General features: G+C 66.6%; 24 protein-coding genes. 7 read left to right on the forward strand and 17 right to left on the reverse strand.

The genetic code is table 11. The features are described 5' to 3' along the window. The first annotated feature begins 36 nt into the window (after positions 1–36). Positions 37–1,224: a glycoside hydrolase family 5 protein gene (locus ACZLHH_RS06165; protein WP_180845130.1), complete on the forward strand. Its 1,188-nt coding sequence runs from the start codon at positions 37–39 to the stop codon at positions 1,222–1,224. Positions 1,225–1,296: 72 nt separating this feature from the next. Here ACZLHH_RS06165 and ACZLHH_RS06170 read toward each other — a convergent pair whose 3' ends face one another. The 3 genes from ACZLHH_RS06170 to mutS form a co-directional block, all read right to left on the reverse strand. Then, positions 1,297–1,905 carry a DUF937 domain-containing protein gene (locus tag ACZLHH_RS06170; protein WP_032127548.1) on the reverse strand — a complete coding sequence of 203 codons (609 nt, stop codon included), beginning with the start codon at positions 1,903–1,905 and terminating at the stop codon, positions 1,297–1,299. Positions 1,906–2,013: 108 nt separating this feature from the next. After that, complete coding sequence (locus ACZLHH_RS06175; protein ID WP_049424487.1) at positions 2,014–3,657, reverse strand: catalase; 1,644 nt, start codon at positions 3,655–3,657, stop codon at positions 2,014–2,016. 191 nt (positions 3,658–3,848) lie between these two features. Next, a complete protein-coding gene (gene mutS / locus ACZLHH_RS06180) occupies positions 3,849–6,404 on the reverse strand; it encodes a DNA mismatch repair protein MutS (protein ID WP_219635086.1) in 2,556 nt (851 codons plus the stop codon). 340 nt (positions 6,405–6,744) lie between these two features. On the opposite strand from mutS, the gene ACZLHH_RS06185 reads away from it, so the two are divergent. Next, complete coding sequence (locus ACZLHH_RS06185; protein ID WP_032127545.1) at positions 6,745–8,022, forward strand: O-antigen ligase family protein; 1,278 nt, start codon at positions 6,745–6,747, stop codon at positions 8,020–8,022. After that, complete coding sequence (locus ACZLHH_RS06190) at positions 8,022–9,014, forward strand: glycosyltransferase (RefSeq protein ID WP_180845132.1); 993 nt, start codon at positions 8,022–8,024, stop codon at positions 9,012–9,014. Before ACZLHH_RS06185 ends, ACZLHH_RS06190 begins: the two co-directional genes overlap by 1 nt. 28 nt (positions 9,015–9,042) lie before the next feature. On the opposite strand, the gene ACZLHH_RS06195 is transcribed toward ACZLHH_RS06190, so the two are convergent. Beyond that, positions 9,043–9,435, reverse strand: a complete 393-nt coding sequence (locus ACZLHH_RS06195; protein WP_180845133.1) for a barstar family protein — start codon at positions 9,433–9,435, stop codon at positions 9,043–9,045. Between the two features lie 280 nt (positions 9,436–9,715). Here ACZLHH_RS06195 and ACZLHH_RS06200 point away from each other — a divergent pair, with 280 nt between their 5' ends. Beyond that, positions 9,716–11,938 (forward strand): methyl-accepting chemotaxis protein, encoded by a 2,223-nt coding sequence (locus ACZLHH_RS06200; protein ID WP_180845134.1) that lies wholly within the window; start codon positions 9,716–9,718, stop codon positions 11,936–11,938. 166 nt (positions 11,939–12,104) lie between these two features. Beyond that, on the forward strand, positions 12,105–12,473 hold the full coding sequence (locus tag ACZLHH_RS06205; RefSeq protein WP_032127541.1) for a glycine zipper 2TM domain-containing protein: 369 nt from the start codon (positions 12,105–12,107) through the stop codon (positions 12,471–12,473). Between the two features lie 103 nt (positions 12,474–12,576). Here the strand turns inward: ACZLHH_RS06205 and ACZLHH_RS06210 are convergent, their stop codons facing one another. From ACZLHH_RS06210 to ACZLHH_RS06230, 5 genes are all read right to left on the reverse strand, one after another. Then, a complete protein-coding gene (locus tag ACZLHH_RS06210) occupies positions 12,577–13,704 on the reverse strand; it encodes an ABC transporter permease (protein WP_180845135.1) in 1,128 nt (375 codons plus the stop codon). After that, positions 13,701–14,888 carry an ABC transporter permease gene (locus ACZLHH_RS06215; protein ID WP_180845136.1) on the reverse strand — a complete coding sequence of 396 codons (1,188 nt, stop codon included), beginning with the start codon at positions 14,886–14,888 and terminating at the stop codon, positions 13,701–13,703. The genes ACZLHH_RS06210 and ACZLHH_RS06215 overlap by 4 nt, the downstream gene beginning before the upstream one ends. Then, positions 14,873–15,886 (reverse strand): HlyD family secretion protein, encoded by a 1,014-nt coding sequence (locus ACZLHH_RS06220; RefSeq protein WP_180845137.1) that lies wholly within the window; start codon positions 15,884–15,886, stop codon positions 14,873–14,875. Before ACZLHH_RS06220 ends, ACZLHH_RS06215 begins: the two co-directional genes overlap by 16 nt. Then, positions 15,879–17,279, reverse strand: coding sequence for a TolC family protein (locus ACZLHH_RS06225; protein ID WP_180845138.1), 1,401 nt, complete (start codon positions 17,277–17,279; stop codon positions 15,879–15,881). Before ACZLHH_RS06225 ends, ACZLHH_RS06220 begins: the two co-directional genes overlap by 8 nt. 78 nt (positions 17,280–17,357) lie before the next feature. Continuing rightward, positions 17,358–18,251, reverse strand: a complete 894-nt coding sequence (locus ACZLHH_RS06230; protein ID WP_180845139.1) for a LysR family transcriptional regulator ArgP — start codon at positions 18,249–18,251, stop codon at positions 17,358–17,360. 106 nt (positions 18,252–18,357) lie between these two features. Between ACZLHH_RS06230 and ACZLHH_RS06235 the strand changes: the two genes are divergently transcribed. Both ACZLHH_RS06235 and ACZLHH_RS06240 read left to right on the forward strand, forming a co-directional pair. Beyond that, entirely contained in the window at positions 18,358–18,978 is a 621-nt protein-coding gene (locus ACZLHH_RS06235) for a LysE/ArgO family amino acid transporter (protein WP_180845140.1), read from the forward strand. A gap of 175 nt (positions 18,979–19,153) precedes the next feature. Continuing rightward, a complete protein-coding gene (locus ACZLHH_RS06240) occupies positions 19,154–19,822 on the forward strand; it encodes a hypothetical protein (RefSeq protein ID WP_180845141.1) in 669 nt (222 codons plus the stop codon). Here ACZLHH_RS06240 and map read toward each other — a convergent pair. From map to ACZLHH_RS06280, 8 genes are all read right to left on the reverse strand, one after another. Further along, a complete protein-coding gene (map, locus tag ACZLHH_RS06245) occupies positions 19,819–20,601 on the reverse strand; it encodes a type I methionyl aminopeptidase (RefSeq protein ID WP_180845151.1) in 783 nt (260 codons plus the stop codon). The genes ACZLHH_RS06240 and map overlap by 4 nt on opposite strands. Before the next feature lie 10 nt (positions 20,602–20,611). Next, positions 20,612–20,824 carry a ParD-like family protein gene (locus tag ACZLHH_RS06250; protein WP_005412680.1) on the reverse strand — a complete coding sequence of 71 codons (213 nt, stop codon included), beginning with the start codon at positions 20,822–20,824 and terminating at the stop codon, positions 20,612–20,614. A gap of 53 nt (positions 20,825–20,877) precedes the next feature. Continuing rightward, positions 20,878–21,102 (reverse strand): MafI family immunity protein, encoded by a 225-nt coding sequence (locus ACZLHH_RS06255; RefSeq protein WP_049399619.1) that lies wholly within the window; start codon positions 21,100–21,102, stop codon positions 20,878–20,880. A gap of 37 nt (positions 21,103–21,139) precedes the next feature. Then, complete coding sequence (locus ACZLHH_RS06260) at positions 21,140–21,508, reverse strand: bleomycin resistance protein (RefSeq protein ID WP_180845142.1); 369 nt, start codon at positions 21,506–21,508, stop codon at positions 21,140–21,142. A 210-nt stretch (positions 21,509–21,718) separates the two neighbouring features. After that, positions 21,719–22,603 carry a hypothetical protein gene (locus tag ACZLHH_RS06265; RefSeq protein ID WP_180845143.1) on the reverse strand — a complete coding sequence of 295 codons (885 nt, stop codon included), beginning with the start codon at positions 22,601–22,603 and terminating at the stop codon, positions 21,719–21,721. 3 nt (positions 22,604–22,606) lie between these two features. Beyond that, the gene (locus ACZLHH_RS06270; protein ID WP_032127530.1) at positions 22,607–23,671 is read right to left on the reverse strand and encodes a GNAT family N-acetyltransferase; all 1,065 of its coding nucleotides are present in this window, start codon (positions 23,669–23,671) and stop codon (positions 22,607–22,609) included. 28 nt (positions 23,672–23,699) lie between these two features. Further along, complete coding sequence (locus tag ACZLHH_RS06275) at positions 23,700–25,100, reverse strand: aspartate aminotransferase family protein (protein WP_071228485.1); 1,401 nt, start codon at positions 25,098–25,100, stop codon at positions 23,700–23,702. A 62-nt stretch (positions 25,101–25,162) separates the two neighbouring features. After that, the gene (locus ACZLHH_RS06280) at positions 25,163–25,879 is read right to left on the reverse strand and encodes an MtnX-like HAD-IB family phosphatase (RefSeq protein WP_032127528.1); all 717 of its coding nucleotides are present in this window, start codon (positions 25,877–25,879) and stop codon (positions 25,163–25,165) included. Positions 25,880–25,913 lie beyond the last annotated feature (34 nt).

Genomic DNA, 25,913 nt, shown 5'->3' on the forward strand with positions numbered 1-25,913 from the left:
GGGCAGGCTGGTTTTTCACCTATCGAAGGCCTGCCCATGCGTCGTCTGCTGTTATGCCTGTCCCTGCTTGCTGCTGCGCCACTGCACGCTGCCGACATCACCTTCTGGGACGTTCCGCAACGCGGTGGCAACAGCATGAACATGTCGCCTCCGGACCGGAAATACTTCGAGGCGCTGCGTGCGACCGGTGCGACCTGGGTGCGGCTGGTGCCGGACAAGTGGAAGGGGCAGGGCGGTCGTGACTTCCTGATCGGCAACGCCGATGACTATCGCGGACTGGTTCCGGCCGACCTGGCCACGCTGCGGCGGGTGCTGGATGACGCCGATGCGGCCGGGCTGAAAGTGGTGCTGACGCCGCTGTCGCTGCCGTTGCTGCGCTGGAAGCAGCACAACGGCGATGTGGTCGACCAGCGCCTGTGGCAGTCCTTCGACAACCATGTGCCGGCCCGTCGCTTCTGGCATGACCTGGCCACGGCGCTGAGGGGTCATCCTGCCTTGGCCGCCTACAACCTCATCAATGAGCCGGTGCCCGAGTACGGTGCAGGCCTGGCCGAGCATGCGTCCACCGAGGCGATGCAGCGGTGGTATGCCGGTGTGCAGGACGGCCCACGCGATCTGCGCCGCTTCTACTCGGAGCTGATCGCCAGCATCCGCGAGGTCGACACCGCGATGCCGCTGATGCTGGATGCGGGCTGGTATGCCGCCGCCGACGGTTTCAACTACTGGCCGGCACCGCTGGCGGATTCGAAGCTGCTGTACAGCGTGCACATGTACGAGCCGTATGCAGCAACCAGTGCACCGAACCAGACGCGTGCCAAACCCTGGCGCTATCCGGCGCAGGTGCCGTTCGGTGCAGGCAGCGAGCATTGGGATGCGGCGCGTGTACGCCGTTACCTGCAGCAGCCGATGACGTGGGCCGCCTCGCATGACGTCGGTGCCAACCGCATGGTGGTGGCCGAATTCGGCTGCATGCGGCGGTGGCCGGACTGCAGCCGCTACCTGCAGGATGTGCTGCAGGTGCTGGAGCAGGACAAGGTGCACTGGGCCTTCTACGCCTTCCGCGAGGATGGCTGGGACGGCATGGACTACGAACTGGGCGACAAGCCGCTGCCGTGGTCGTACTGGCAGGCGCAGGAAAAGGGCGGCCATGTCGAGCCGCCGCGCTCGATGCAGGCGCCCTTGTTCGCACCGATCCTGCAGCGTTTGAAGGCGGGCAACCGGTAAGCCGCCGGGCCTGGCCCGGCGCTACCCATGGAGATGCCGGTAGCGCCGGCCCATGTCCGGCCAGGCTTTCCCTCAGCGCTTGCCGCCGAGCAGATTGCCGCCCAGCTTGAGCAGATCGCCCACGCCCAGCTGACCATCACCATCCTGGTCCAGCAGGCTGCCGAGCAGGCCACCGGCAAGACCGCCCTGCTGCTGCACCTGCTGCTTTTCCTGGCCGAGGGCCTGGCTGAGCGAGCTGGCATCGGCCTGGCCGCCACCCAGGCGCTGGGCGAGGAAGGCCATCACGATCGGCGCGAGGATCTGCAGCAGCTGGCTGGTGCGGCCGCTGTCGAGTTGGGTGGCCTGGGCCAGGCCGGTCTCCACCTTCTGCTGGCTGCCGCCGAAGATGTGGCCGAGGATGCCGGCGCCATCGCTGGCAGCGCCACCGCTGGCGCCACCGCCGCCCAGCACCGAACCGAGCACGCCGCCCAGGTCCAGGCCGCTGTGGTTGTTCTGCAAGGCGCCGAGCAGGGCCTGCGCGCCCTGCGGCTGCGAGGCGTTGTTGCCCAGCGCGCCCATCAGCACCGGCAGCGCGGCACTGATCGCGCCGGAAGCCTGGGTATCGCTGATGCCGAGCTGCTGCGACACCTGCTGCAGCGGGGCGCCCTGCAATTTGGCGAGAAGTTCATCGGTCAGGCTCATCTGCGGAATCCTTGATTGGGGTTGGGCGTGCAGAAGGTACGACGCGGACCGTTAAAACGGCGACGCCGCCTCACTGGGAGGCGGCGTGCCGTACACGGGGCAGGGCGATCAGAGCTCGATGTCTTCGGCGCCCGGGGTGGCGGTGGGGAAGTCCGCTTCCGGCTGCGCCGGCTTGAACGGATCCGACGGCTGGCTGGCCAGCGCCTTCAGCGCCGCGGCAACTCCGGCACCGTAGGCCGGGTCGGCCTTGCTGCAGTTGTCGATGTGGCGCTGCTTGATGAAGTCCGGCGCATCGCCCAGGGCGCGGGCGGTGTTGGCGAACAGGCGGTCCTTCTGTGCCTGGTTATAGCTGCGGAACAGCGCACCGGGCTGGCTGAAATAGTCGGCGTCGTCCTCGCGGAAATTCCAGAAGTCGGCGTCGCCCCGGATCTTCATCGGCGGCTCGCGGTACTGCGGCTGCTCCTGCCACTGGCCGTAGCTGTTCGGCTCGTAGTGCGGCAGGCCGCCGTAGTTGCCGTCCACGCGCATCGCACCATCGCGGTGGTTGCTGTGCACCGGGCAGCGCGCTGCGTTCACCGGAATCTGGTGGTGGTTCACGCCCAGGCGGTAGCGCTGCGCATCGGAATAGGCGAACAGGCGTGCCTGCAGCATCTTGTCTGGCGACGGGCCGATGCCCGGCACCAGGTTGCTCGGTGCGAACGCCGACTGCTCCACGTCCTGGTACCAGTTGACCGGGTTGCGGTTCAGTTCGAACTGGCCCACTTCGATCAGCGGGTAGTCGCTCTTCGGCCACACCTTGGTCAGGTCGAACGGATGCACGCGGTAGGTTTCCGCGTCCAGCTCCGGCATGACCTGGATGAACAGCTTCCACTTCGGGAAGTCGCCCTTCTCGATCGCGGCGAACAGGTCGCGGCCGTGGCTTTCGCGGTCATGGCCGACCAGGATCTGCGCCTGCGCGTCGGTCAGCGATTCGATGCCCTGCTGGCTGACGAAGTGGAACTTGACCCAGAAGCGTTCGCTGTCGGCATTGGTGAAGCTGTAGGTATGCGAGCCGAAGCCGTGCATGTGGCGGAAGCTGCGCGGAATGCCGCGGTCGCTCATCACCACGGTCACCTGCAGCAGGGCTTCGGGCAGCAGGGTCCAGAAATCCCAGTTGTTGCGCGCGCTGCGCAGGTTGGTATGCGGGTCGCGCTTCACGGCCTTGTTGAGGTCGGCGAACTTGCGCGGGTCGCGCAGGAAGAACACCGGGGTGTTGTTGCCGACCAGGTCCCAGTTGCCTTCTTCGGTGTAGAACTTCAGCGCGAAGCCGCGGATGTCACGCTCGGCGTCGGCGGCGCCACGCTCGCCGGCCACCGTGGTGAAGCGGGCGAACATCTCGGTCTGCTTGCCGACCTTCTCGAACAGCTTGGCGCGGGTGTACTTGCTGATGTCGTGGGTGACGGTGAAGGTGCCGAACGCGCCCGAGCCCTTGGCATGCATGCGGCGCTCGGGAATGATCTCGCGGTTGAGGTTGGCCAGCTTTTCCAGCAGCCACACGTCTTCCATCAGCAGCGGGCCACGCGGGCCGGCGGTCTTGCTGTTCTGGTTGTCCACCACCGGTGCGCCGAAGGCCGTGGTCATCGGCGTGACCGGATCATCGCCATGCTTCTGCTTGGGCGTGGTGCTCAGTTCACGCTGCTGCTGGGCGCCTTCCGCAGGCGACGGCGCGGTGTGATACGGGCACTTGGGGCTGTTGTTATCGGACTGGCTCATGGCTGGCTCCTGCGGGTGAAGACGGGATGGAACATCTTCACTCGACTTTAGCTAGGGCCAGATGAAATGAATAATCGAATGATCCATTCAGGTTGATAGATTCTGTCAATTGAAACTCAGAATCGGATTTGCAGAACCTTTCGATGGGCCTCCCGCAAGGTAGGCGGGGAGGCCTTGGGCGTGCGCTGCGGTTACAGCAGCGCCTTCAACCGGTACAGGGCTTCCAGCGCCTGCTTCGGGGTCAGCTCGTCCGGGTCGATGGCGGCCAGCGCTTCCTGGGCCTTGTTCGACGGTGCTGCGAACAGCCCGAACTGCTGTGGCGCATCCAGCGCCTGCGGCGCCAGTTCGGCGGCATGGCTTTCACCGCCACGTTGCTCCAGCTCGGCCAGGCGACGACGCGCCTGCGCCACGGTGGCGCGCGGCAGGCCGGCCAGTGCGGCCACCTGCAGGCCGAAGCTGCGGTTGGCGGGGCCGTCCTTCACTGCGTGCATGAACACCAGCGCTTCGCCGTGCTCGACGGCATCCAGATGCACGTTGGCGATGCCGCTGCGGCCGCCCTCGTGCTGTTCGTCGGCCAGCGCGGTCAGCTCGAAGTAGTGGGTGGCAAACAGCGTGTAGCAGCGGTTCTGGTAGGCCAGGTGGCGGGCCACTGCATCGGCCAGTGCCAGGCCGTCGTAGGTGGAGGTGCCACGGCCGATCTCATCCATCAGCACCAGCGAATGCGCGGTGGCGTGGTGCAGGATGTAGCTGGTCTCGGCCATTTCGACCATGAAGGTCGACTGCCCGCGCGCGAGGTCATCGCCGGCGCCGATGCGGGTGAGGATGCGGTCGATCGGGCCGATCAGCGCACGGCTGGCCGGCACGAAGCTGCCAATGTGGGCCAGCAGCACGATCAGCGCGTTCTGCCGCATATAGGTCGATTTGCCGCCCATGTTCGGGCCGGTGATGACCAGCATGCGGCGGTCCGGATGCAGGTCCAGATCATTGGGTTCGAACGGCTGCTCGCGTACCGCCTCGACCACCGGGTGGCGGCCGCGCTCGATCTTCAGGCACGGCTCGGCCTGCAGCTCCGGGCGCGCCCAGTCCAGCGCCTGCGCGCGTTCGGCGAAGGCGGCCAGCACATCCAGTTCGCTCAGCGCAGCGGCGCACTGCTTCAGCGGTTCCAGCTGCGTGCCAAGGGTATCCAGCAGCTGCTCGTACAGGTATTTCTCGCGCGACAGCGAGCGGTCACGCGCGGACAGCACCTTGTCCTCGAACGCCTTCAGTTCTTCGGTGATGTAGCGCTCGGCATTGGTCAGCGTCTGGCGGCGGGTGTAGTGCACCGGCGCACGGTCGGACTGGCCCTTGCTGATTTCGATGTAGTAGCCGTGCACGCGGTTGTAGCCCACCTTCAGGGTGGGAATGCCGCTGCTCTCGCGCTCGCGCAGTTCCAGGTCGACCAGGAACTGGTCGGCATGGGTGGACAGGCGGCGCAGCTCGTCCAGCTCTTCATCGAAGCCATCGGCGAGCACGCCGCCGTCGCTCAGCTTCAGCGGCGGCATTTCGGCGATGGCGCTGGCCAGCAGCTGCGCGCACTCATCGTGTTCGCCCAGCGCGGCATGCAGGGCCTGCAGGCGCGGCGAATCCAGCGGCGCCAGCACGTCGCGCACCGCCGGCAGCAGGCCCAGACCATCGCGCAGGGTGGAGAAATCGCGCGGCCGCGCCGAACGCAGCGCGACACGGGTGAGGATGCGTTCCAGGTCACCGAGGCGGCGGAACTGCTCGCGGATGTCCGCATCGCTGCCGCGATCGATCAGGGTTTCCACCGCATGGTGGCGCTGTACGAGCACCTCGCGCAGGCGCAGCGGGCGGTGCAGCCAGCGCCGCAGCAGGCGCCCGCCCATCGGCGTCACCGTGCTGTCGAGCACACCCAGCAGCGTATTGCGGGTGTCGCCATCAACACGCGTATCCAGTTCCAGATGGCGGCGGGTAGCGGCGTTCATCGCGATCGCCTCGCCGGCGGTTTCCATCGCGATCGAGGTCAGGTGCGGCAGGCGCTGCTTCTGGGTTTCCTCGACATAGCCAAGCAGGGCACCGGCCGCAGCGGTGGCGCGCGGCTTGTCGTCGATGCCGAAGCCGCTCAGGTCATGCAGCTTGAAGAAATTCAGCAGCTGGCGGCGGCCGCTGTCGGCAGCGAACAGCCACGGCGCGCGGCGACGTACGCCGGTGCGCTGGCGCAGGAACTCCGGCCAGTTCTCTTCATCGGGCACCAGCAGCTCGGCCGGTTCCAGCCGTGCCAGTTCGGCTTCCAGCGCGTCGTCGGTTTCCACCTCGTTGACCAGGAAGCGGCCGCCGGCCAGGTCGGCCCAGGCCAGGCCGTAGCCCTGCTTGCTGCGCGACAGGGCCATCAGCAGGGTGTCGCGGCGTTCATCCAGCAGCGCCTCGTCGGTGACCGTGCCGGGGGTGACGATGCGCACCACCTTGCGCTCGACCAGGCCCTTGGCCAGCGCCGGGTCGCCGATCTGCTCGCAGATCGCCACCGACTCGCCCAGCGCCACCAGCCGTGCCAGGTAGCCTTCATAGGCATGTACCGGCACGCCGGCCATCGGGATCGGTGCGCCGCCGGAGCTGCCGCGCTGGGTCAGGGTTATGTCGAGCAGGCGCGCGGCCTTGCGCGCATCGTCGTAGAACAGCTCGTAGAAGTCGCCCATGCGGAAGAACAGCAGCAGGTCCGGATAGTCGGACTTGGCTGCGAAGAACTGCTTCATCAGCGGGGTGTGTTCCTTGGACGCCTTGGCGTTGCTGGTGTTGTCTTTTGTATCAGTCACTTGGGGCGTTTCGCGTCTTGGCAGGGCGTCGGGGCGTGGCCACGCGCAGGCATGGCCGGAGAGGACATTAGTGTAGCGACCTGGGGCGGTCGATGATCCGCGGCACCCGCGCTGGGCCCGGGGGCTGTCCGTGTGCCAACGCCTGCGCCCCTGCGCCGGCACTTTGGTTGATTTCCCCAGGGGCCCACGGTAGTGTCAGCCCCGGCGATTTCCGCCAAGCGGCCTCCATGGAAACCGGGGCGACTTATCCCCCGGGCGGGCGTTGATGGAAAGAACAAGCATGACTGCAGCCTGCATGGCCGCCGAACCTCGTTACACCTGGCGTACCGTCCTGCTGAGCATCCTGGTCGCCATCGTTCCGCTTGCCGGCTCCGCACCCTACACCTTGCTGAAGGCGGTGCTGCTGCTGGCCCTGCTGGTCACCGGCGTGGTTCTGATCCGCCGCCAGCCCGATGTCCGCCTGCGCTACCGCATCGCCCGGTTCATCGTGATCGTCTGCTTCCTGCGCCTGGCCTATGCCTTCTACAGCATCCTCTGGCACGGGCTGCGCTGGAACGAGCTGGATCTGCCGGCGCAGACACTGCTCTACCTGGGCACCGCTGCCGTGTTCGCCACTGCGCTGGACTGGCGCCTGATCTGGAAGATCTTCGCCGTGTCCACCCTGGTCTTCGGCGGGTCGTGCATCGTGCAGCACCACGTGATGGGCCTTGAACGCGCGCACGGTTTCAGTGGCGGCGAATGGACGGCCATCGAGTTCACCATGGTGACGCTGTGCATGGCGTTGTTCTCGGTCATCCGGTTGATCCAGCCCAATGTGCATCCGGCCGAACGCTGGCTGCACGGCGTGGCCATCGCGGTCGGCGTCTACGGTTCGATCCTGGCGCAGAGCCGCGGACCGATCCTGGCGTTCATTCCCGCCATGCTGATGGTGATTGCGGTGCACGTCCGGCGCACCCGGCGCTGGCGGGGGGCACTGGCCTTCGTCGGTGCCCTGGTCATTGGCGTGGTCGGTGCCACCTCGGTGCTGAACCATGAGGTGATCCAGCGCTTCGGTGAGGTTAGTGGCGAGATCTCCGGTTTCAACCAGGAAAACGAGGTCGGCTCGGTCCGTGAGCGCATCGCTATGTGGGGCGTGGCGGTCGACGCCTTCGCCGAGCATCCCGTGGCAGGGGTGGGCCTGAACCAGTTCGGTACCTATGCACGTGAGGGCATCGCCCGCGGCGAGGTGTCCGAGTCGATCTTCCGCTACAACCATCCGCACAACGAGTACCTGGAAGCGGCGGTGACCGGTGGCGTGCCGTTGCTGCTGATCATGCTGCTGGTCTTCATCCTGCCGGGCATCCATTTCGTGCGGCGCCTCGGCCACGCCGACGACATCACCGCGATGATCGCCACCGCCGGACTTGCCGTGGTCATCGTCTATGCGCTGTCGGCGTTCACGGACAACGTGTTCTACCGGGCGATGCCGCATTCGTTCTATTTCTACCTGGTGCTGGGCTTCATGCTGGCGACCGCCTTGCCTGCGCGCGACCTGCGCCGGCCAGGGAGTCCCTCCTGATGGCGCATATCCACCTGCTGGCCGCCGACAACCAGCGTGGCCTGTCCCATGACATCCAGGTGATCGAGCGCTCGTTGCAGCAGCTCGGGCACACGGTGACGGTCAGCCGTCTGGACGCGGTGCGCAATGGGGGGGCCTGGAAGCTCCGCGGGATGTGCCTGCGCAGGCTGCTGGCCTCGTGGCTGAGCCTGGGGCGCACGCCGGCCCGGTTCGACATCAACATCTCGCTGGAGCATGTCCGGCCGGCAAGCTTCGGACTGGCCGAGGTCAATCTGTTGATTCCGAATCCGGAATGGGTGTCCGCACGCAGCCTGCGGATCCTGCCGCGGTTCGATGCGTTGTTGACCAAGACCGAAGACGCTACGCGCATCTTCAATGCGCTGGGCATGCGCGCGCTGGAAGTCGGTTTCTGCAGCCGTGACCGCTACGACCCGGCGGTGCCGCGCAGGCCGCGCACTTTCCTGCATGCGGCCGGTACCAGCCGCATGAAGGGCACGGCAACGCTGGTCGAGGTCTGGAAGCGCCATCCGGAGTGGCCCTTGCTGACCATCCTGCGCGGCGGCCCTTCGGACGAAGATGAGGGCGGGGCCGCGAACCTGCGGATCGTCCGCGAGCGGCTGCCCGACCAGGAGGTGCAGCGCCTGCAGAACGAACATGCGTTCCACCTGTGCCTGTCGCAGACCGAAGGCTGGGGCCATTACCTGGTGGAAGCGATGAGCTGCGGGGCGGTGGTGATCACCTGCGATGGCGCGCCGATGAATCAGATGATCGACGACAGCCGCGGCATCCTGGTTGCCGCGCACGAGGGCGAGCCCTGCCATCTGTCCAGGACCTGGCATGTGGATGAGAAGGCGCTGGAACACGCCGTCGAGCGTGCGCTGGCGATGGACGAGGCCGAGTGGACCCGGCTGGGCGCCAATGCACGCGCATGGCACCTGGCCAGCGAAGTGGCGTTCCCACGCCGTCTGGGCGAGGCCCTGGCCAAGCTTTGAGCTGATGAGGCTGGTTGCTGCAGAGTGCTCAGCCTGGCACCAGGGTGATCTGCGGATGGCTGCCGAAGATCTCCATGACGATCTCGAAGTAGGTCTGTCCCTGGCCAAGCGACAGTGCCGTCAACTGAGCGTGGATGGCCGGACCGTTGAACCTGCCGCCCTGATCGAGTTTCGACTGCAGCCAGGCGCGCGTGGTCTCGCGGCCCAGTGCCTCGCGGCTGTGGGCGATGTCGCGCCACACCACCGTGGCGGTGGCATGACCGGCGAGCGCGCCGTAGCCCCCGTGCAGCAGGTCATCAAGCGCGTCCAGGCTTGCGCCCAGCGGCCAGTCTTCGTCGGCCATGAATACACGATTGATTTCCACGTAGAGGCTGGCGATGTCGTTGATGGACGCGCCTTCGATGTGCAGGATCCGTGTCATCTGCAGACTGTAGCCCTCCGGGGCGACGGTTGTGTCCGGCGCAGATAATCCGGGCCGCCCTGGATGGGGTGGCGTTATTATGGTGTTAATCCTGCGTGATTTTCATCGGGCGCTGGCGTGTCAGCGCTATTCGATAAGGATATGGCGCCATTATCGGTCGCCGCATTTTCTGACTGCCTGCACAGTTCCATATATTTGGATCGGTCCATATATAAAGTCCCGTAAAGTTTCCCTCCGCTGCGCCGCCATCGAACGTACGGCCACGATCAAGGGAATTGAGATGCTTGCCTTACGTAATCTCCGTGTGGGATCCCGGCTTGGCGCCGGCTTCGGTCTGCTGCTGCTGTTCATCATGGCCATCGTCGGCCTGGTGCTGTATGGGAATCAGCTGAAATCCGCCCAGTTCGAGAAAGTGGTGGACGTCAACATGGTGAAGATGCGCCTGTTGAATGACATGCTTGATACCAACAACGCGGTGCTGATGCATCGTCGCCTGATGGTGATCAAGCGGGGTGACGAGTTCGACAAGGATTACCAGCGTGCCCAGGAGTTGTCGCGGACCTATGACGGTATCTGGGCCAAGTACATCAAGATTCCGCGTGACGCTACCGGCGATACCCTGGTCGCGCGCATCGAGGCGGCTCGCAAGGCCACCGATGCATCAACCCAGCAATTGCATGAGCGCATGAAGGCGGGGGATTTCGATGGTGCAGCGAAGGAGCTGCTGGCCGAGCACGGATTGGCAACGGCCTGGAATGAATCCATTTCGGCCCTGCTGCGCCACCAGGAAACACTGACCGAACGCAGCCGCGAAGAGTACCGCGCAACCGAATCGTGGACCGGCACCCTGTCGATCGCGTTCGGGGCACTGAGCCTGTTGCTGGGGACGTTGGCGGCCTGGGCGATCACCCGCAGCCTGACCCGCCCGCTGGAAGGAGCGGTGAAGCTGGCCGACGGCATCGCCAGTGGCCGCCTGGACAGCAGCATCGACGCCACCGGCAACGACGAGGTGACCCAGCTGCTGAAGTCGATGCAGCGCATGCAGGCACAGCTGCAGTCGGTGATGGCGGCACAGGGAGAGCTGGCCCGCCAGCACGATGCCGGCAGCCTCAGCTACCGCATGGACGAGAGCGCGTTCCCCGGTGACTACGGGCGCATGGTGCATGAGACCAATGCGCTGGTTGGATCGCACGTGCAGGTACAGAACCGGCTGATCGAGGTGATGAAACACTACGCACGCGGCGATCTGTCGGTGGACATGGAACCGCTGCCGGGCGAGAAGGCGGCGATCACCCAGGCGATGGACGAAACCAAGTCCAGCCTGTCGGCGATCAACAGCGAGATCCGCCGGTTGGCGACAGCGGCTGCGGCAGGCGACTTCAGCCTGCGCGGCGACGAAGATCGCTTCGCCTATGATTTCCGCGACATGGTGGCCGGGCTCAACCGCCTGATGCAGACCACCGACGAGAACCTGGTGCAGGTCTCGACCCTGCTGCAGGCCATCTCGCGCGGCGACCTGACTGTGCGCATGCAGGGTGATTTCCATGGCGTGTTCGCGCGCATGCGTGATGACTGCAATGCCACCGTCGACCAGCTCAAGCAGATCGTCGGCCGCATCCAGTCCAGCGCCTCCAGCATCAATCTGGCCGCAGGTGAAATCGCTTCGGGCAACACCGACCTGTCGCGGCGTACCGAACAGCAGGCGGCGAACCTGGAAGAAACGGCAGCATCGATGGAGGAACTGACCTCCACCGTGAAGCAGAATGCCGAGCATGCACGGCAGGCCAACCAATTGGCCATCGGCGCGCATGGTGTTGCTTCCCAGGGCGGTGAAGTGGTGGGCCAGGTGGTCACCACGATGTCGGCCATCGAGGCATCGTCGAAGAAGATCGCCGAGATCATCAGCGTCATCGATGGCATCGCCTTCCAGACCAATATCCTCGCGCTGAACGCGGCGGTCGAAGCTGCGCGCGCCGGCGAGCAGGGCAGGGGCTTTGCAGTGGTGGCCAGCGAAGTGCGTACGCTGGCGCAGCGCTCGGCGGGTGCGGCCAAGGAGATCAAGGGGCTGATCGAGGATTCGGTCGGCAAGGTCGCCGACGGCTCGGCGCTGGTCCGCCAGGCGGGCACCACGATGGGCGAGATCGTGGCCTCGGTGCAGCGCGTGACCGACATCATGGCCGATATCTCTGCTGCCTCCCAGGAGCAGAGCTCGGGCATCGAACAGGTCAACCAGGCGGTGGTGCAGATGGATGAGACCACGCAGCAGAATGCGGCGCTTGTAGAAGAGGCCAGTGCAGCGGCACGCTCGATGGAGGAGCAGGCCAACCTGCTGGCCGAGGCGGTTTCGGTGTTCCGCACGGGGGTGGTGACCGCTGCCGCCGCGGTGCGCCCGGCGCTGGCAGCCGTGGCGGCATCGGTTGCGCCGGTGCGCCGGCCCGCGGTGCTGTCGCCGCGGATCGAGCCGACGCTGGCCGCCAATGCGGGTGGTTGGGAAGAGTTCTAGAAGAGGGCAAGGCCGGCAGGGAGACGGCGCCCATCGCGACGGCTGGTCGCGATGGGCGCGGATTTTCTTCCTGAACGTGCGATGGCCGATGAAGTGGCGGACACGCGCATTTCACTTCCGGTTGCCAACTGCGGGAGGACACTGGCGCCATACCGGAACTCAGGAGATGGCCATGAAGACCTCGACCCGATTGCTTGTGCTGGGCACCCTGCTGGCGGCTTCGTCGGTGGCCGGCGCGCAGACCTATGGCCCGCGCGATGAGGGACGCAAGTTCAACGACGGCAGCCGCGTGGTCTGCAAGAACGTGGAAGTGCAGCGCAACTCGCGCGATCCGAACCGCATCACGGGTACCGCCACCGGCGCCGTGATCGGTGGCCTGCTCGGCAACCAGGTAGGCGGCGGCAACGGCAAGAAGCTGGCCACCGTGGCAGGCGCCGTTGCAGGTGGTGCAGCCGGTCGCCAGATCCAGGGCAACAGCCAGCAGAAGAACGGCGACCGCGTGGTGGAACGCCGCTGCGAACGCGTCTACCGCTGATCGATCGCAGCCAGACCCCGCTTCCCGTTCCACACCGCAGTACTCGAACGTTACGGAAAAAGGGGACGGAGGGGATTAAGTCGCAATCGCCCAAACCGGCCGTTTACGACTTAATCCCCTCCGTCCCCTTTTTTGCGAGGAGGCGCCAGCTGGCGAGGCTGCCGTAGAGCAGCAGCAGGACGGTGAGGGTGACCAGTTCGTGGCTGACTTCGGCCAGGCGGGCGTCCATCTGGTTCAGGCGCACCATCAGGTTGATGCCCGAGGTGGTCGGCAGAAGCTGCGCCAGCCAGACCAGCGGTTGTGGCGTCATCACCGCCGGCCACGACAGGTTGGCGAGGAAGAACAGCGGGATCGAGGTGGCGATGATGTACTGGAAGGCGCGTTCGCGGGTTCGGAAGAAACTGCCGACGAACAGGCCGAAGGCCACTGTGGCGGCGATGAACAAGGTGCCGCCGAGCAGCTGGCCCAATGGGTTGCCGCCGCGCGGATAGTCCTGCACCCAGGCGGTGAAGCCGGCGTAGTAGAACAGGCCGAACAGGCCGATCAGGCCGAAGCCCAGTGCCATGCCGGCCAGCGTCGGCAGGTCGAAGCGCAGGCGCCGGCCGAGCGCGAGACGACGGCCGCCGAGCAGGACGCCGATGCCCATCAGCAGCGTCTGGTGCACGATCAGCTCGGCCACGCCGGGCACGATGGCGCTGCCATAGCCTTCCTGGGTGTTGTACAGCGGGCGCTGCACCAGCGTGACCGGTGGTGCCTGTGGCGCGCCCATGAAGGCCGCCTGGCCGACCACCGCCTCACGTCCGAACGCGCCCAGTGCATCGGCCACGCTGCCCAGCACCCAACTGGCACGGCCCAGGTAGGCGCCGTTGCCGAGCAGCACCAGCTTGGCAGGATGGCCGCGCAGGACGTCGCGCTCCAGGTTGGCCGGGATCAGCACGATGCCTTCGGCATGACCGGCTTCCAGCTGCTGGCGCGCGCTGTCGATGTCCGCAGGCTGCCCGACCACGCGTGCGACCCGCAACGCGTCGAGCTTTCGCAGCAGCTCGCGGCTGGTCGCGCTGTGGTCTTCATCCACCACCAGTACCGGCAGGTTGCCGGCCACCTGGTGGCGATACGCGGCCGGGTAGAAGAACGAGTACAGGATTACCGCGCCGACCATCACTACGATCGCATAGCGGTCGCACAGTACCGCCATCAGGGTCTGCCGCAGGCTGCGCCACAGTGCGCTCATGCGTCGGCCCCCGCCGGTTGCGCGGCTTCGGGCGTACGCGTGAAGGCGATCAGGCGCAGCCCACCGATGCCGCCAGCCACCACTGACATCAGCAGCAACGTGGCCAGCGGCCATACCGAAACCTGCAGCGGCGAGCCGATGAACTGTTGCTGGGTCTGCAGCTTGATATAGGCGCTGAGCGGCAGCAGCTGATGCCAGATGCGGGTGAATAACGGCCCGTCCAGCACCGGGAAGGTGGCGCTGGAAAATGCCAGTGCAGTACCGATGCTGAGGCCGACCGCGGACAGCGCGGTACCCATGTCGCGGGTGACGCCGACGAAGAACAACGCGTAGGCGGCAGTAGCCAGGTAGAACAGAGGTTGTGCGAGCAGCAGCAGGAGCACGCTGCCGGCCACACCGTCGCCGCGCAGCCAGGCCAGGTAACCGATGCCGAGCGCGCCATACAGCGAGAACAGCAGGACGTACGGCGCGATCTTGCCGGCAATCGCCGGCCACGGTGTGCGGCCGAGCCAGGCGGGCAGGCTGCCGTCGCGGATCTCGCGGCCGAGACTGCCGGCCACGGCAAGCGCCAGTACCAGTGACAGCACCGCCGGGAAGATCAGCGGCAGCAGGAACAGCTCGTAGCTGCGCGCCGGGTTGTACAGGATGTCCGACTGCACCGCGATCGGTGCCGCACGCAGCTTGCCCGGGCCGACCTGCAGGCCGATGCGCTCGCGCAGCAGGCGTGCGTTCCAGGCCGAGACCGCGTCGCCGATATCGCGCGCCGCGGACTGGCCGGTGGTCATGTAGGTGGCGTTGTAATAGGCGAACACCGTGCCCTGGCGACCACGCAACGCCTGCCGGGTGACGTCGCGCGGCACCAGCACGATGGCGAACACGTCCAGGCTGCGCAGCTGCGAGCGTGCGTCTTCCAGGTCCACCGGCTGGCTGGCGATGCGCACGCCGGGGCTGGCATCGAGCATGCGCAGCAGCAGGCGGCTGTCGCTGCTGTGGTCGAGGTCGACCACGGCGATCGGGATGTCGCGCATCACCGAGGGCGTGAACATCCACGCCATCACGGCCAGCATCAGCAGCGGCAGCAGGGTGACCAGCAGCAGGTCGGCGCGGTTGCCGCGCAGCGACCGCAGCTCGCGCCGCCAGCTGGCGGCGAAGCTGCTGCTGTCGGGGCTCAGTGCTGGGGCCATGCGAACAGCACGCTCATGCCGGGGCGGAAGCCCTCGATGCGGCGTACCGGGCGCACCCGCACCTCGAAGCTGCGGACGTCGTAGCCGGACGACTGGCGGGTGGTCCGCCAGGTCGCATAGTCACCGGCCGGATTGATGAAATAAACCTCGAACTCGCCGTCCTGGCCAAGCGCCGGCACGCTGCCCTGCAGCTTGCTGCCGACCTTCAGGCCCTGCATCTGCGATTCGCGCAGGTTCATCGCCACCCACATGCGGTCGATGTCGACCAGGGTGAACACCGGATAGCTCGCTGGCACCAGTTCGCCCGGGTCGGCCATACGCTTGTTGATCTCGCCGGCCACCGGCGCGCGCCCTTCCACTTCGACGCGCGCGGCGTTGACTTCGGCCACCGCGCCCTGTGCCTGTTGCACCTGGCCCTGCGCGGCACGCTTGTCCTGCTCGCGTGCGCCGGCCAAGGCCATGTCGTACTGCGCGCGGGCGGCACGCGCCAGTTCGCGCGAGCTGGTGGCCTGGGCATGCGCTTCATCGCGCTTCTGCCGGGTCATCACCCCTTCGTTGAACAGGTTCTGCACGCGCTGGTAGGTCGCTTCAGCCAGCGTCGCACCGGCTTCAGCCCGCTTCCAGTTCGCTTCGGCGGCGCGGATGTCCTCGCTGCGCGCACCTTCGTCGGCCTTGTCGGCCACCGCCTGTGCGGCGGCCAATGCGCCGTGCGCCTGCTGTTCCTTGGCGGCCACTTCGGGGCTGTCGAGCAGGAACAGCACCTGCCCGGGCTGCACGCGGTCGCCCTCGCGCACCTTCAGTTCGGCCACGCGCGCGGTGATCTTGGCGGCCACGTTGATGGTGTCGGCATCGGCCATGCCCTGGATCTGGTCGGCCGGGCTGCGCCAGGCCAGCCACAGGCCGAGCACCACCACGACCAGCAGCACCACTATCAGGATCGGGCCCAGGCGGCGCTTGGCCGGGGGCGTCGTTGCATCGTCGTGCAGCACATCACTCATGGTCGATCACCTCGTCCGCACGCCGCCGGAACTCTTCGAAACGGTCCATCTGTCCACTGACCTCCAGCAACTGTGCCAGCGCAATATCGTATTGGTAGGCGGCCTGTGCGCGCTCGACACGGGCGCCGCCGAGGCCGAGCCGCGCGTCGATCACATCCAGCGAGGTGGCCTGGCCTTCGCGGAACGCCAGCTCCTGCAGGCGCAGGTTTTCCTGTGCCTGGGCGATGCTGCTGTCGAGCAGCACGTACTGCTGGCGCGCGGTTTCCAGTTCGTTCCAGGCCTTGCGCACGCCCAGTGCGACCTGGTTCTCGGCCTCGCGCAGGCCCGCTTCGGCCTGGTCCTGCTGCGCACGCGCGGCGCTGATCTGCGCCGGCCGCGAGTTCGGCGACAGGAAGGTGTACTTCAGGCCGATGCCGAATGCCCAGTCCGGATCGGTCAACATCTCGTCACGGCGGCGAAAGTCGTACTGGCCGAAGGCGAAGATCTGTGGCTTCAGCTTGGCCTGCTGCACGCGCACGCCCTGTTCGGCCTGTGCCACCATCGCCCGCAGGCGTGCGATCTGCGGCTGGCGTGCCTGCGCAGTACGCTCAAAGCTGGCCACCGGTTCCAGCGGCACGCGCTGCACGAACAACGGCGACACCGGCTGTACCTCGCCACCACTGCGCAGCAGCGTGGCCAGCGCCGCCTTCAGCGTGGCCAGGTCGTTCACCGTTTTCTGGTATTCGCGCTCGGCCTTGTCGCGGGCCACGGTGGCCTGCAGGCGCTGGGCGCGGGTGGCGAAGCCCTCGCGTTCCAGCTTCTCTGCGTCGGACAGGTGGCGGTTCAGGCCATCGCGTACGTCGCGCCGCACATCCACTGCCTGCTCGGCCAGGCGCTGGCCGAAATAGGCCTGGGCCAGTTGCACGGTCAGCGATTGGCGCTGAGCCTCGCGCTCGGCGCTGGCCTGCTCGTGGGCGGCGCTGGCGGCACGTTGCGCGGCCGGAATCACGCCGCCGGTGTACAACGGCAGCACCGCGGTAACCACGGGCCGGGTACGCCAGTCGCGTTCGGTGAACGACAGCGGCGAGTCGATGCCATAGGCCTCGGCCACCGGGGCCAGTGAGCCCAGCGGCAGGGTGAGGGTCTTCTGGAACTGCAGCCGGCGCACTTCGCCGGTGATCTCCGGCAGGCGCAGCAGGCGCGTGGCGTCCTGCAGGTCCTGCTTGTTGCGCACCGCTGCATCGGCGGCGGCCAGTGCATCGGAGACCTGCTCCAGGCGCTGCCGCGCCTGTTCCCAGTCCAATGCGGGTGCATCGGTGAGAGTCTGCGCCACTGCAGCCAGTGGCAGGCAGGCTGCCAGCGCCAGCGCGGCCCTCGCGCCGTGCATCCTTGTACGTCGGCCGATCACGCCCATGCCGTCCCAGTGGTGAAGAAGTGCGCAAACGGTAGTGCGCGCGGCGTGAAGCCCGGGTCTGCGATCATCGGTTTGTCCTCAACGAAGGGTGCCGCTGGCTGCAGTGCGCAGCGCCTGGGTGATGTGCTGCAGCGTGCTTGAACGCACGGCGGCATGCTGCCAGTACAGCGGCACATCGAGCCAGCGGCGGGGTTCCAGTACCACCACGCGGCCGGCGCGCACGGCGGGCGCGACCAGGGTTTCCGGGGCCATGCCCCAGCCGAGTCCGCACGCGGCGGCTTCGACGAAACCGGTGGAGGAGGGCAGGTAGTGTAGCGGCGGCTGCAGTCGCGCGCGGGTCAGCCGCCGCACGAAGCGCCACTGCAGTTCATCCTTGCGGTTGAACACCAGCATCGGTGCGCACGCCAGGGCCGTGGCCTGCATGCCGTCGCGGAAGTACTGGCGGGCGAAGCCGGGCGAGGCGATGGCGTGGTAACGCATGGCGCCGAGCGGATGCACGTTGCAGCCCTTCACCGGCTGGCTTTCGGCAGTGACCGCGCCGAGCACGCTGCCATCGCGCAGCAGCTGCAGGGTATGGTCCTGGTCATCCATGCGCAGGTCGAACAGGTAGCCATGGCGCTGGTGCAGTTCGGCGATGGCTGGCACGAACCAGGTATCGAGCGAGTCATCGTTGACCGCCAACGGGATCGGCGTGCGCGCGGCATCGCTGCCGCGTTCGGGCAGCAGTTCGGCCAATGCCTCGGCCTCCAGCGCCTGCATCGGCCGGACCCGGCGCAGCAGCGCTTCGCCTGCGGCGGTGGGCCGGCTCGGTGCCTGGCGCACAACCAGCACCTGGCCGAGCCGATCCTCCAGTGCCTTGATCCGCTGCGACAGGGCCGACGGACTGATCGACAGGCGGCGCGCCGCAGCCTCGAAGCTGCCTTCTTCCAGCACCGCAGCAAACGCGGCCAGTTGCGGATGTACCAGATCCATGCCGGTGCCTCTTCAGTTTTCCTGCACAGGATAAAGAAAAATCAGATTGTCTAAACAGGGTCAGCGGCCGCACCCTGCGCGTCCTCTCGCTGCCTGGCCTGTCCTGATGTGGATCGCCGCTACCGCCGCCGGCCTGTTCGCAGGTGCCGGCCTGATCATCGCCATCGGTGCGCAGAACGCCTTCGTGCTGCGCCAGGGCCTGCAGCAGCGCCATGTGGGCAGGGTGGTGCTGGCCTGTGCCGGCGCGGACATCGTGCTGATCCTGGCTGGCGTCGGCGGCATGGGCGCGCTGGTGCTGCAGTGGCCGCTGCTGCTGCAGGTGCTGCGCTTCGGTGGTGCGGGCTTCCTGCTCTGGTATGGCCTGCAGGCGGGGCTGCGCACATGGCGCGGTGGCAGTGCGCTGGCCGCCGCCGAGGCGCAGGGCGGCAGCGGACGGCAGGTACTGCTGACCTGCCTGGCCTTCACCCTGCTCAACCCGCATGTCTATCTGGATACCGTGGTGCTGCTGGGCAGCCTGTCCACGCGCTACCCGGGCGATCTGCGCTGGGCCTTCGCCGCCGGTGCCTGCGCCGCCAGCGTGGCCTGGTTCTGCACGCTTGGCTATGGCGCGCGCCTGTTGCAGCCGGTGTTCCGCAGGCCGGGCGCCTGGCGTGTGCTGGATGCAGGCGTGGCGATCTTCATGTTCTGCCTGGCGACGTTGTTGCTGCTGCGTCCTTTATCGCCATGAGTGCGTGACGTACGCCGGTGTTGCGTATGTGTTCCACCGGTACGGTTCACGTGGCCGGATACAGCGCGGATAATGCGCGCCTGGTCGCGACCCCGCCGCGCATGCCGTCGTTCGGCAGCCCCCCGGTCGCCTGTGTTCTCGTTGTACGACCGCCACGGCGCGGCATCGGTGTTGCATGAAAGACAATCTACAGCTGCTCCTGTCCCACCTGGGGCGCACCTTCCTGTTCGGCCTGATGATGGCGCTTCCGCCTGCGTTGGCCTGGCTCGACATCCATTGGCTGGGCAATGCAGTCGGCGAGTGGTCGCTGGTCGAACTGACCCAGGAAGGCTTCCTGGTCGCCAGCGTGGCTGCCTTCGTCCGGCTTGCATTGCGACGTGCCGATGATCGGGCCTTTGCCGTTCTGGCGGCCGCGCTGTTCGCCTGCATGCTCCTGCGTGAAATGGATGAGGCGCTGGACCTGATCGCACACGGCTTCTGGAAGTACCCGGTGGCCGTGCTGATCATCGGCTCACTGGCCTGGGCCAGTCGCGACTGGCGCCGGGCCATGCCGGCGCTGGTGCGTTTTCTCGTATCCCGGCCGGGTACCGTGATGACGATCGGCCTGGTTCTGCTGCTGTTCTATTCGCGTCTGATCGGCATGACGTCGTTGTGGACCGGACTGCTGGGTGACCAGTACATCCGCGTGTTCAAGAACACCATCGAGGAGACCACCGAACTCCTTGGTTACACCTTCATTCTCGCAGCCAGCGTCGGCTATGTGGCACAGCGGGTACGCGAACCGCTGACGGCACGGAAGCGCGCCGTGCACGAGGGTACCGGGATGCAGCAACGGCCACTCTAGGCGGCATCCACCGCGCACAACGGCGTCTCGCCGGGGCGCAGGGTCAGCACGCGCACGCCATTGCGAGTGACCGCCACAGTGTGCTCGAACTGCGCCGACAGCTTGCCGTCGCGGGTGTACACCGGCCATTCGTCCGGCTGCTGGCGGATGGCCGGCTTGCCCTGGTTGAGCATCGGTTCGATGGTGAACACCATGCCTTCTTCCAGCACCATGCCGGTGTTGGGATGGCCGTAGTGCAGGATCTGCGGTTCCTCGTGCATCTCCTGGCCGATGCCGTGGCCGCAGTATTCCTTCACCACGCTGTAGCCGTGGCTGCGCGCGTGGCGGGCGATGGCGTGGCCGATGTCGCCCAGCCGCGCACCAGGACGCACGGCGGCAATGCCTTTCCACATCGCCTGGTAGGTGGTCTGCACCAGCCTGCGCGCGGCATAGTCGACATCACCGACCAGATAGGTGGTGCTGGAGTCGGCGATGTAGCCGTTCTTCTCCAGGGTGATGTCGAGGTTGACGATCTGGCCGTTGCGCAGCACGTCGGTGGTGCTGGGTACGCCGTGGCAGACAACGTTGTCGATCGAGGTGTTGAGCACGTACGGGAAGCCGTACTGGCCCTTGCTGGCCGGCCTCGCCTGCAGCTCATCAACGATCATGCGTTCGACGAAATCGTTGATCTCCATGGTGCTACGGCCCTGCAGCGGCAGCTGGTCGAGTGCGGCGAACACCTCCGCCAGCAGGCGGCCGGATTCGGCCATCAGCGCGATCTCGTCGGGGCGCTTGATGATGCCCATCGGCTCAGACCTGGCCCGGCGGCAGCAACGGGGGCTGCACGCCGGCCGCGCGCAGCTCGCTGGCGACGATGTCCTGGAAGCTCAGCGTGGGGTTCAGCTCGCACAGCATGCCGACCCGGATCCAGAAGTTGGCCTGGGCGTTGATCGAGCGGCTGGAGACGGTACAGGCACGGCGCAGCTGGTCGTGCAGGGTGTCATCGATGTTGACGATGCCCATGGGATACACCAGAAAAGGGATATATGGATCATATATGATTCATATATTTCCGTTCAAGCCGACCCTCCATCCAGTTTCCGCAGGCGGCGCATCGTTGCCGGCGCTACAGGTTGCCCCAGCGCCGTGTTGAGATCGCACAGTTGCAGATACTCCGCGCGGCTGAGTGCCATGCCGCATTCATCGATATCTGAACAGAGCTGATCCAGCGCCATCGGGATCTCGTTTCGATCCAGCAGATCCAAGGCAATCGCGACGCGCCCCTCGGGCAGGCGATCCATGAGTAGACCGCCTATTGCCCGCAGTCTGGCGCATGCGTCAGTCGTCATCGCGAGGATGGGTGGCGAAGCGCAGACGGTTGCCGTCGGGGTCGACCAGCAGCATCTCGCGGCTGCCCCATTCGGTGTCATGCGGCGGCTGTTCGATGGGGACGCCTGCGGCGCTGAAGGCGCGGTGCAGGGCGTCGACGTCCTCGACGATGAAGTACACCGCGCCGCCGACCTCGCAGTCGCCGCTGTGTTCGGTGAGGAAGATCGTCTGGCCGTCGCGGGTGAGCTGGGCGAACAGCGGGAAGCCGGGTTCGAAGCGGTGTTCCCAGTCGACCACGAAGCCCAGCCCCTGCACGTAGAACGGCAGGGTGGTATCGGCGTGGCGCATGCGCAGCTGGGGGATGACGGTCTGGGGCATGGCGAGGGCTCCTGGGGCAGGCGTCCAGTGTAGTGCCGGCCGCTGGCCGGCATCCCCGTGAGCCCGGGAACAATGAGGTTGCCGGCCAGCGGCCGGCACGACCGCCGCTGCCTGGGTCTGGTAGTTGCCAACCTTGGTTGGCATTGCCGGCCAGCGGCCGGCACTACCGACGAAGCCACGCTGGCCAGCAGCCGGCACTAACGGAAGCGGTCAGCAGGCGGTCGGCACGGCGGCCATCGCCGCCAGCAGCTCGCGGTTCACCTGCTGGTGCCGCGCCTGCCACAGCGGTAGATCCCCGGCGCTGACGTCAGGCTGGCCATCCAGCGACGACAGCCAGCGTTTGAAGCGGCTCTGGTAGTTGGCCAGCGACACCTCACCGGTGATGTCACTGCCGACCAGGCCGCCGGCGCGCAGCGCTTCGATCACCACCAGCGCGTGTTCCAGCTGGAAGCGGCCCTGATCCCAGTTGCTGCGGGCCACGTCCTCGGCAAACACATCCTTGTCGATCGACAGGTAGGTCGGCTGCGGCGACTTGGCCTGCTCGGCAGCGAACGCGGCCACCAGCGCTTCGGGATGCTCGAAACGGCGGAAGGCGTGGCCCAAGCCGAGGCGATGCCCCCAGCCCACGTCCACGTCCATGCACCAGTAGGTCAGGCGACCGCCGATCAGCGGGCGCCAGTGGTTCTCCCAGGCATGGCCGAGGCCGATGTCGCTGGAGGTGATGCCGAGCACGTGGATGTGCGAGATCTGCGGCAGCTTGCTGGCGGCGTTCACCCACGACCCGCAGTGCATGCCGAACGGGAAGCGCATGTTGTCCGGATGGTTGTCCAGCACCACCAGCTGGAACGGCGCCTGCGTGCGCATGCGCTGCAGCAGCGGCAGGCTGAGGTGATGGAAGTCGCCACTGCCGAGCATGACCGTGCCGAGCGGGGCCGGCAACGGTGCCAGCACTTCAGTGGCGAAACGGTTCAGGGTGGCATTGCGGCAGGCGAAGCGCAGTGGATCGTGCCATTGCGGCAGGGCCAGGGTATGCGCCTCTGGCAGCGGCAGCACGCCACCGTCCAGGTCCAGGATCAACGGGGAACGCAACGGCATCGTTCAACCGCCTCCATCAGGTTCGCCCTGCAGGTACGGGGCCAGCCTGCGCAGGGCGGCGCGCAGCAGCGGGGAACGGGCGTGGATCGCATGCCGGGTGGAGGTGAAGCGGGCACCCAGTTCGGCCTTGATCCGCGAATCGGTCCAGCCGGCCACGTAGTGGCTCAGGCTGTGCTGCAGCGCGTATTCGAGGTTGTGCATCCAGCTCACCGCGTACAGGTTGTGCTCGCGGGACTGCGGATAGGCCAGGCCGATGTACTTGTCCACCAGCTTGCCCGCATGCACGTAACACAGGTTCCAGCCGATCAGCTGGCCCTGGTGGCGGTACAGGAACATCCGTCCCTGGCCCTGGCTGTCGGCCAGAAGATGCTGGAAGTAGGGCAGGTCGAGCTGGTCGAAATGCACCGCGCTCTGCGCGTACACGCCCAGGTACAAGGCATACAGTTCGGCCTGCAGCTGCGGGTCGGCCAGGGCCGGATCGCCGGTGGCGATGCAGTCGATCTGCAGGTCGTCGCGCGAGCGCAGCTTGCGCCGGATGTTCTTGCGGCGCGAAGACGACAGGCGGCCGAGATAGCCATCGATCGAATCGAAATCGATCGCCACCCAGGCCAGCGGCATGCCTTCCAGTTCGACGAAGCCGCGTGCCAGCAATGCCTGCAGGAAGGCACCGCTGTGTGCGTTGGCCGCGTCGTCCAGCAGCGGCGAATCGATCGCCAGGTCCTTGACCACCAGAAGGCGGGTATCGCCGATCGCGTGACGCGTCACGTCCTCGGCCAATGCCTCTGGTGCGACGTGCGCGGGCAGCGGGGTGTACTCGGTGCTGGTGGCGCCGACGAAGCGGGTCTTCCAGGTGATCCATGGCCGCCACAGGCGCGACAGTGGCAGGCCAAGCAGCTTGCCGCGCAGGTCGTCATCCATCGTGGTGGTCAGGTCCAGCGGCGCACGGAAGGTCGGCAGGCCGCTGGGAAGGCGGCCTGCCTCGAATCCGAGTGGCGGGTGGGCCAGGAAGCCCTCCAGCAGCGCGGCCGGTTCCAGCGCGGTGCTGGATGCGCGTGACGTCATTTCCATCGGCACGGGAACCGGCAGCGCATCGACCTCAGCCCTTGGCCTTGGTCAGCGCCTGGTCGAGCAGGGTGATCGCCAGGTCGATTTCTGCGTAGCTGATGTCCAGCGACGGCGCGAAGGTGATCACGTTCTTGTACCAGCCACCCACGTCGAGCACGAGGCCCATGCGCTTGCCGTCGTGCAGCAGGTCACCGGCCAGACCGATGTCGACCATGCGGTCCAGCAGTTCCTTGTTCGGGGTGTAGCCGTCGGTCTGGCAGATTTCCGCGCGCAGGGCCAGGCCCAGGCCGTCGACGTCGCCGATTTCCGGGTGGCGCTTCTGCAGGCCACGCAGGCCATCGAGGAAGTACGCGCCCTTTTCCGGCACGGTGCGCTCGTAATCCATTTCCTTGCCCAGCTTCAGCACTTCCAGGCCCAGGCGGGTGCCCAGCGGGTTGGAGTTGAAGGTGGAGTGGGTGGAGCCCGGCGGGAACACGGTCGGGTTGATCAGCTCTTCGCGCGCCCACAGGCCCGACAGCGGGTTCAGGCCGTTGGTCAGCGCCTTGCCGAACACCAGCACGTCCGGGGTCACGCCGAAGTGCTCGATGGCCCACAGCTTGCCGGTGCGCCAGAAGCCCATCTGGATTTCATCGACGACCATCAGGATGCCGTACTTGTCCAGCACGCGCTTGAGGCCGGTGAAGAAGTTGCGCGGCGGGATGACGTAGCCGCCGGTGCCCTGGATCGGTTCGACATAGAATGCGGCGTACTCCGCCTGGCCGACCTTGGGATCCCACACGCCGTTGTATTCGCTTTCGAACAGGCGCTCGAACTGCCACACGCAATGGTCGGAATACTCTTCCGGGGTCATGCCCTTCGGGCGACGGAAGGGGTACGGGAACGGAATGAACATCGCGCGCTCGCCGAAGTGGCCGTAGCGGCGGCGGTAGCGGTAGCTGGAGGTGATCGACGACGCACCCAGGGTACGGCCGTGGTAACCACCCTCGAAGGCGAACATCAGGCTCTTGCCGCCACGCGCGTTGCGCACGATCTTCAGCGAGTCTTCAATGGCCTGCGCGCCGCCGACGTTGAAATGCACGCGGCCGTCGAGGCCGAACTTCTCGTGCATGTCCACAGCAATGGTCTTGGCCAGCTGCACGCGGGTCGGGTGCAGGTACTGGCTGGCGACCTGCGGCAGGGTGTCGATCTGGTCCTTCAGCGCATCGTTCAGACGCTTGTTGCTGTAGCCGAAGTTGCAGGCCGAGTACCACATCTGCAGGTCGAGGTAGGGCACGCCCGCACCGTCGAACATGTAGCTGCCTTCGCCGCGCTGGAAGATCTTCGGCGGGTCGACGTAGTGGACGGTATCGCCGAAGGAGCTGTAACGGGCTTCGTCGGCCAGCAGCTGCGCGTCGGAGGCAGCGGCGTCGGCGTTCTTGTCAAAAATGTTCATGCAGTTCGGTTCCGTGAAGGACGTTCGAAAGAGGTAGCGGGGGCGTGCTTGGAAGGGAGTGCTCAGGCGGTGGCCAGCAGCAGGGGCAGTACGGCGGGCTGCGGGCTGGCGTCGATACGACGTGGCTGCAGCAGGCTGCCATCGAGCAGGCGCGGCAGCAGTGCGATTGCATCGTGGAAGGTATCGATGGCGGCATGCTCGATGCCGGCATGGGTGCAATGGGTGATCAGGCGACGCTTGGCGAACACGAAGTCGGCATCTTCGGAGACGCAGAAATCCGAACTGCCATCGCCGATCATCAGCACACGCGGTGCTTCGTTGGCGCGCGCCTGCGCAGCGCAGGTGCACTTGCAGGTGCCGCTGCGGCAGCCTTCGGCCTGGTAGGGCGATTCCAGTTCCCAGTGGTCATCGCACCAGCGCAGGTGGTTGGCCACCACCGGCAGTCGCGACAGGCCGTGGTTGGCGAGGATGCGGTGGATCGCATGGTCCAGGCCGTCGCTGACGATGCGCAGCGGCACGCCCAGCTGTTCGGCACGGCTGACAAAGGCGGCAAAGCCCGGATCGATCTGCACCTGGTCCAGGTGGGCGTCGAGCGTGGCCGGGTCCAGCTTCAACAGCCTGACCTGGCCCTGCATGCATTCGCGCGAGCCGATCTTTCCCGCTTTCCACTGGTCTTCCAGTTCCTGCCAGCCCGGCTGGCCGTATTTCTCCAGCAGCGAGTCGATGACATCTTCGAGGCTGATGGTGCCGTCGAAGTCACACAGGATGCTCCAGTGCATGGGCAGGTCCGTCGATGAAAGGAACGTCCGGCGC

The organism is Stenotrophomonas sp. 28608_Sma, from assembly GCF_056486185.1.

What these genes read in the sequence shown, in the direction of transcription:
- ACZLHH_RS06265 (WP_180845143.1), bottom strand. Translation starts at nt 22,603, where the DNA reads ATGCCGTTGCGTTCCCCGTTGATCCTGGACCTGGACGGTGGCGTGCTG.
- ACZLHH_RS06210 (WP_180845135.1), bottom strand. Translation starts at nt 13,704, where the DNA reads ATGAGCGCACTGTGGCGCAGCCTGCGGCAGACCCTGATGGCGGTACTG.
- ACZLHH_RS06255 (WP_049399619.1), bottom strand. Translation starts at nt 21,102, where the DNA reads ATGGATCGCCTGCCCGAGGGGCGCGTCGCGATTGCCTTGGATCTGCTG.
- ACZLHH_RS06185 (WP_032127545.1), top strand. Translation starts at nt 6,745, where the DNA reads ATGACTGCAGCCTGCATGGCCGCCGAACCTCGTTACACCTGGCGTACC.
- ACZLHH_RS06240 (WP_180845141.1), top strand. Translation starts at nt 19,154, where the DNA reads ATGAAAGACAATCTACAGCTGCTCCTGTCCCACCTGGGGCGCACCTTC.
- ACZLHH_RS06235 (WP_180845140.1), top strand. Translation starts at nt 18,358, where the DNA reads ATGTGGATCGCCGCTACCGCCGCCGGCCTGTTCGCAGGTGCCGGCCTG.
- ACZLHH_RS06230 (WP_180845139.1), bottom strand. Translation starts at nt 18,251, where the DNA reads ATGGATCTGGTACATCCGCAACTGGCCGCGTTTGCTGCGGTGCTGGAA.
- ACZLHH_RS06270 (WP_032127530.1), bottom strand. Translation starts at nt 23,671, where the DNA reads ATGGAAATGACGTCACGCGCATCCAGCACCGCGCTGGAACCGGCCGCG.
- ACZLHH_RS06165 (WP_180845130.1), top strand. Translation starts at nt 37, where the DNA reads ATGCGTCGTCTGCTGTTATGCCTGTCCCTGCTTGCTGCTGCGCCACTG.
- ACZLHH_RS06260 (WP_180845142.1), bottom strand. Translation starts at nt 21,508, where the DNA reads ATGCCCCAGACCGTCATCCCCCAGCTGCGCATGCGCCACGCCGATACC.
- ACZLHH_RS06170 (WP_032127548.1), bottom strand. Translation starts at nt 1,905, where the DNA reads ATGAGCCTGACCGATGAACTTCTCGCCAAATTGCAGGGCGCCCCGCTG.
- ACZLHH_RS06190 (WP_180845132.1), top strand. Translation starts at nt 8,022, where the DNA reads ATGGCGCATATCCACCTGCTGGCCGCCGACAACCAGCGTGGCCTGTCC.
- ACZLHH_RS06215 (WP_180845136.1), bottom strand. Translation starts at nt 14,888, where the DNA reads ATGGCCCCAGCACTGAGCCCCGACAGCAGCAGCTTCGCCGCCAGCTGG.
- ACZLHH_RS06205 (WP_032127541.1), top strand. Translation starts at nt 12,105, where the DNA reads ATGGCCATGAAGACCTCGACCCGATTGCTTGTGCTGGGCACCCTGCTG.
- ACZLHH_RS06175 (WP_049424487.1), bottom strand. Translation starts at nt 3,657, where the DNA reads ATGAGCCAGTCCGATAACAACAGCCCCAAGTGCCCGTATCACACCGCG.
- ACZLHH_RS06220 (WP_180845137.1), bottom strand. Translation starts at nt 15,886, where the DNA reads ATGAGTGATGTGCTGCACGACGATGCAACGACGCCCCCGGCCAAGCGC.
- mutS (WP_219635086.1), bottom strand. Translation starts at nt 6,404, where the DNA reads ATGAAGCAGTTCTTCGCAGCCAAGTCCGACTATCCGGACCTGCTGCTG.
- ACZLHH_RS06200 (WP_180845134.1), top strand. Translation starts at nt 9,716, where the DNA reads ATGCTTGCCTTACGTAATCTCCGTGTGGGATCCCGGCTTGGCGCCGGC.
- ACZLHH_RS06250 (WP_005412680.1), bottom strand. Translation starts at nt 20,824, where the DNA reads ATGGGCATCGTCAACATCGATGACACCCTGCACGACCAGCTGCGCCGT.
- ACZLHH_RS06195 (WP_180845133.1), bottom strand. Translation starts at nt 9,435, where the DNA reads ATGACACGGATCCTGCACATCGAAGGCGCGTCCATCAACGACATCGCC.
- ACZLHH_RS06275 (WP_071228485.1), bottom strand. Translation starts at nt 25,100, where the DNA reads ATGAACATTTTTGACAAGAACGCCGACGCCGCTGCCTCCGACGCGCAG.
- ACZLHH_RS06280 (WP_032127528.1), bottom strand. Translation starts at nt 25,879, where the DNA reads ATGCACTGGAGCATCCTGTGTGACTTCGACGGCACCATCAGCCTCGAA.
- ACZLHH_RS06225 (WP_180845138.1), bottom strand. Translation starts at nt 17,279, where the DNA reads ATGGGCGTGATCGGCCGACGTACAAGGATGCACGGCGCGAGGGCCGCG.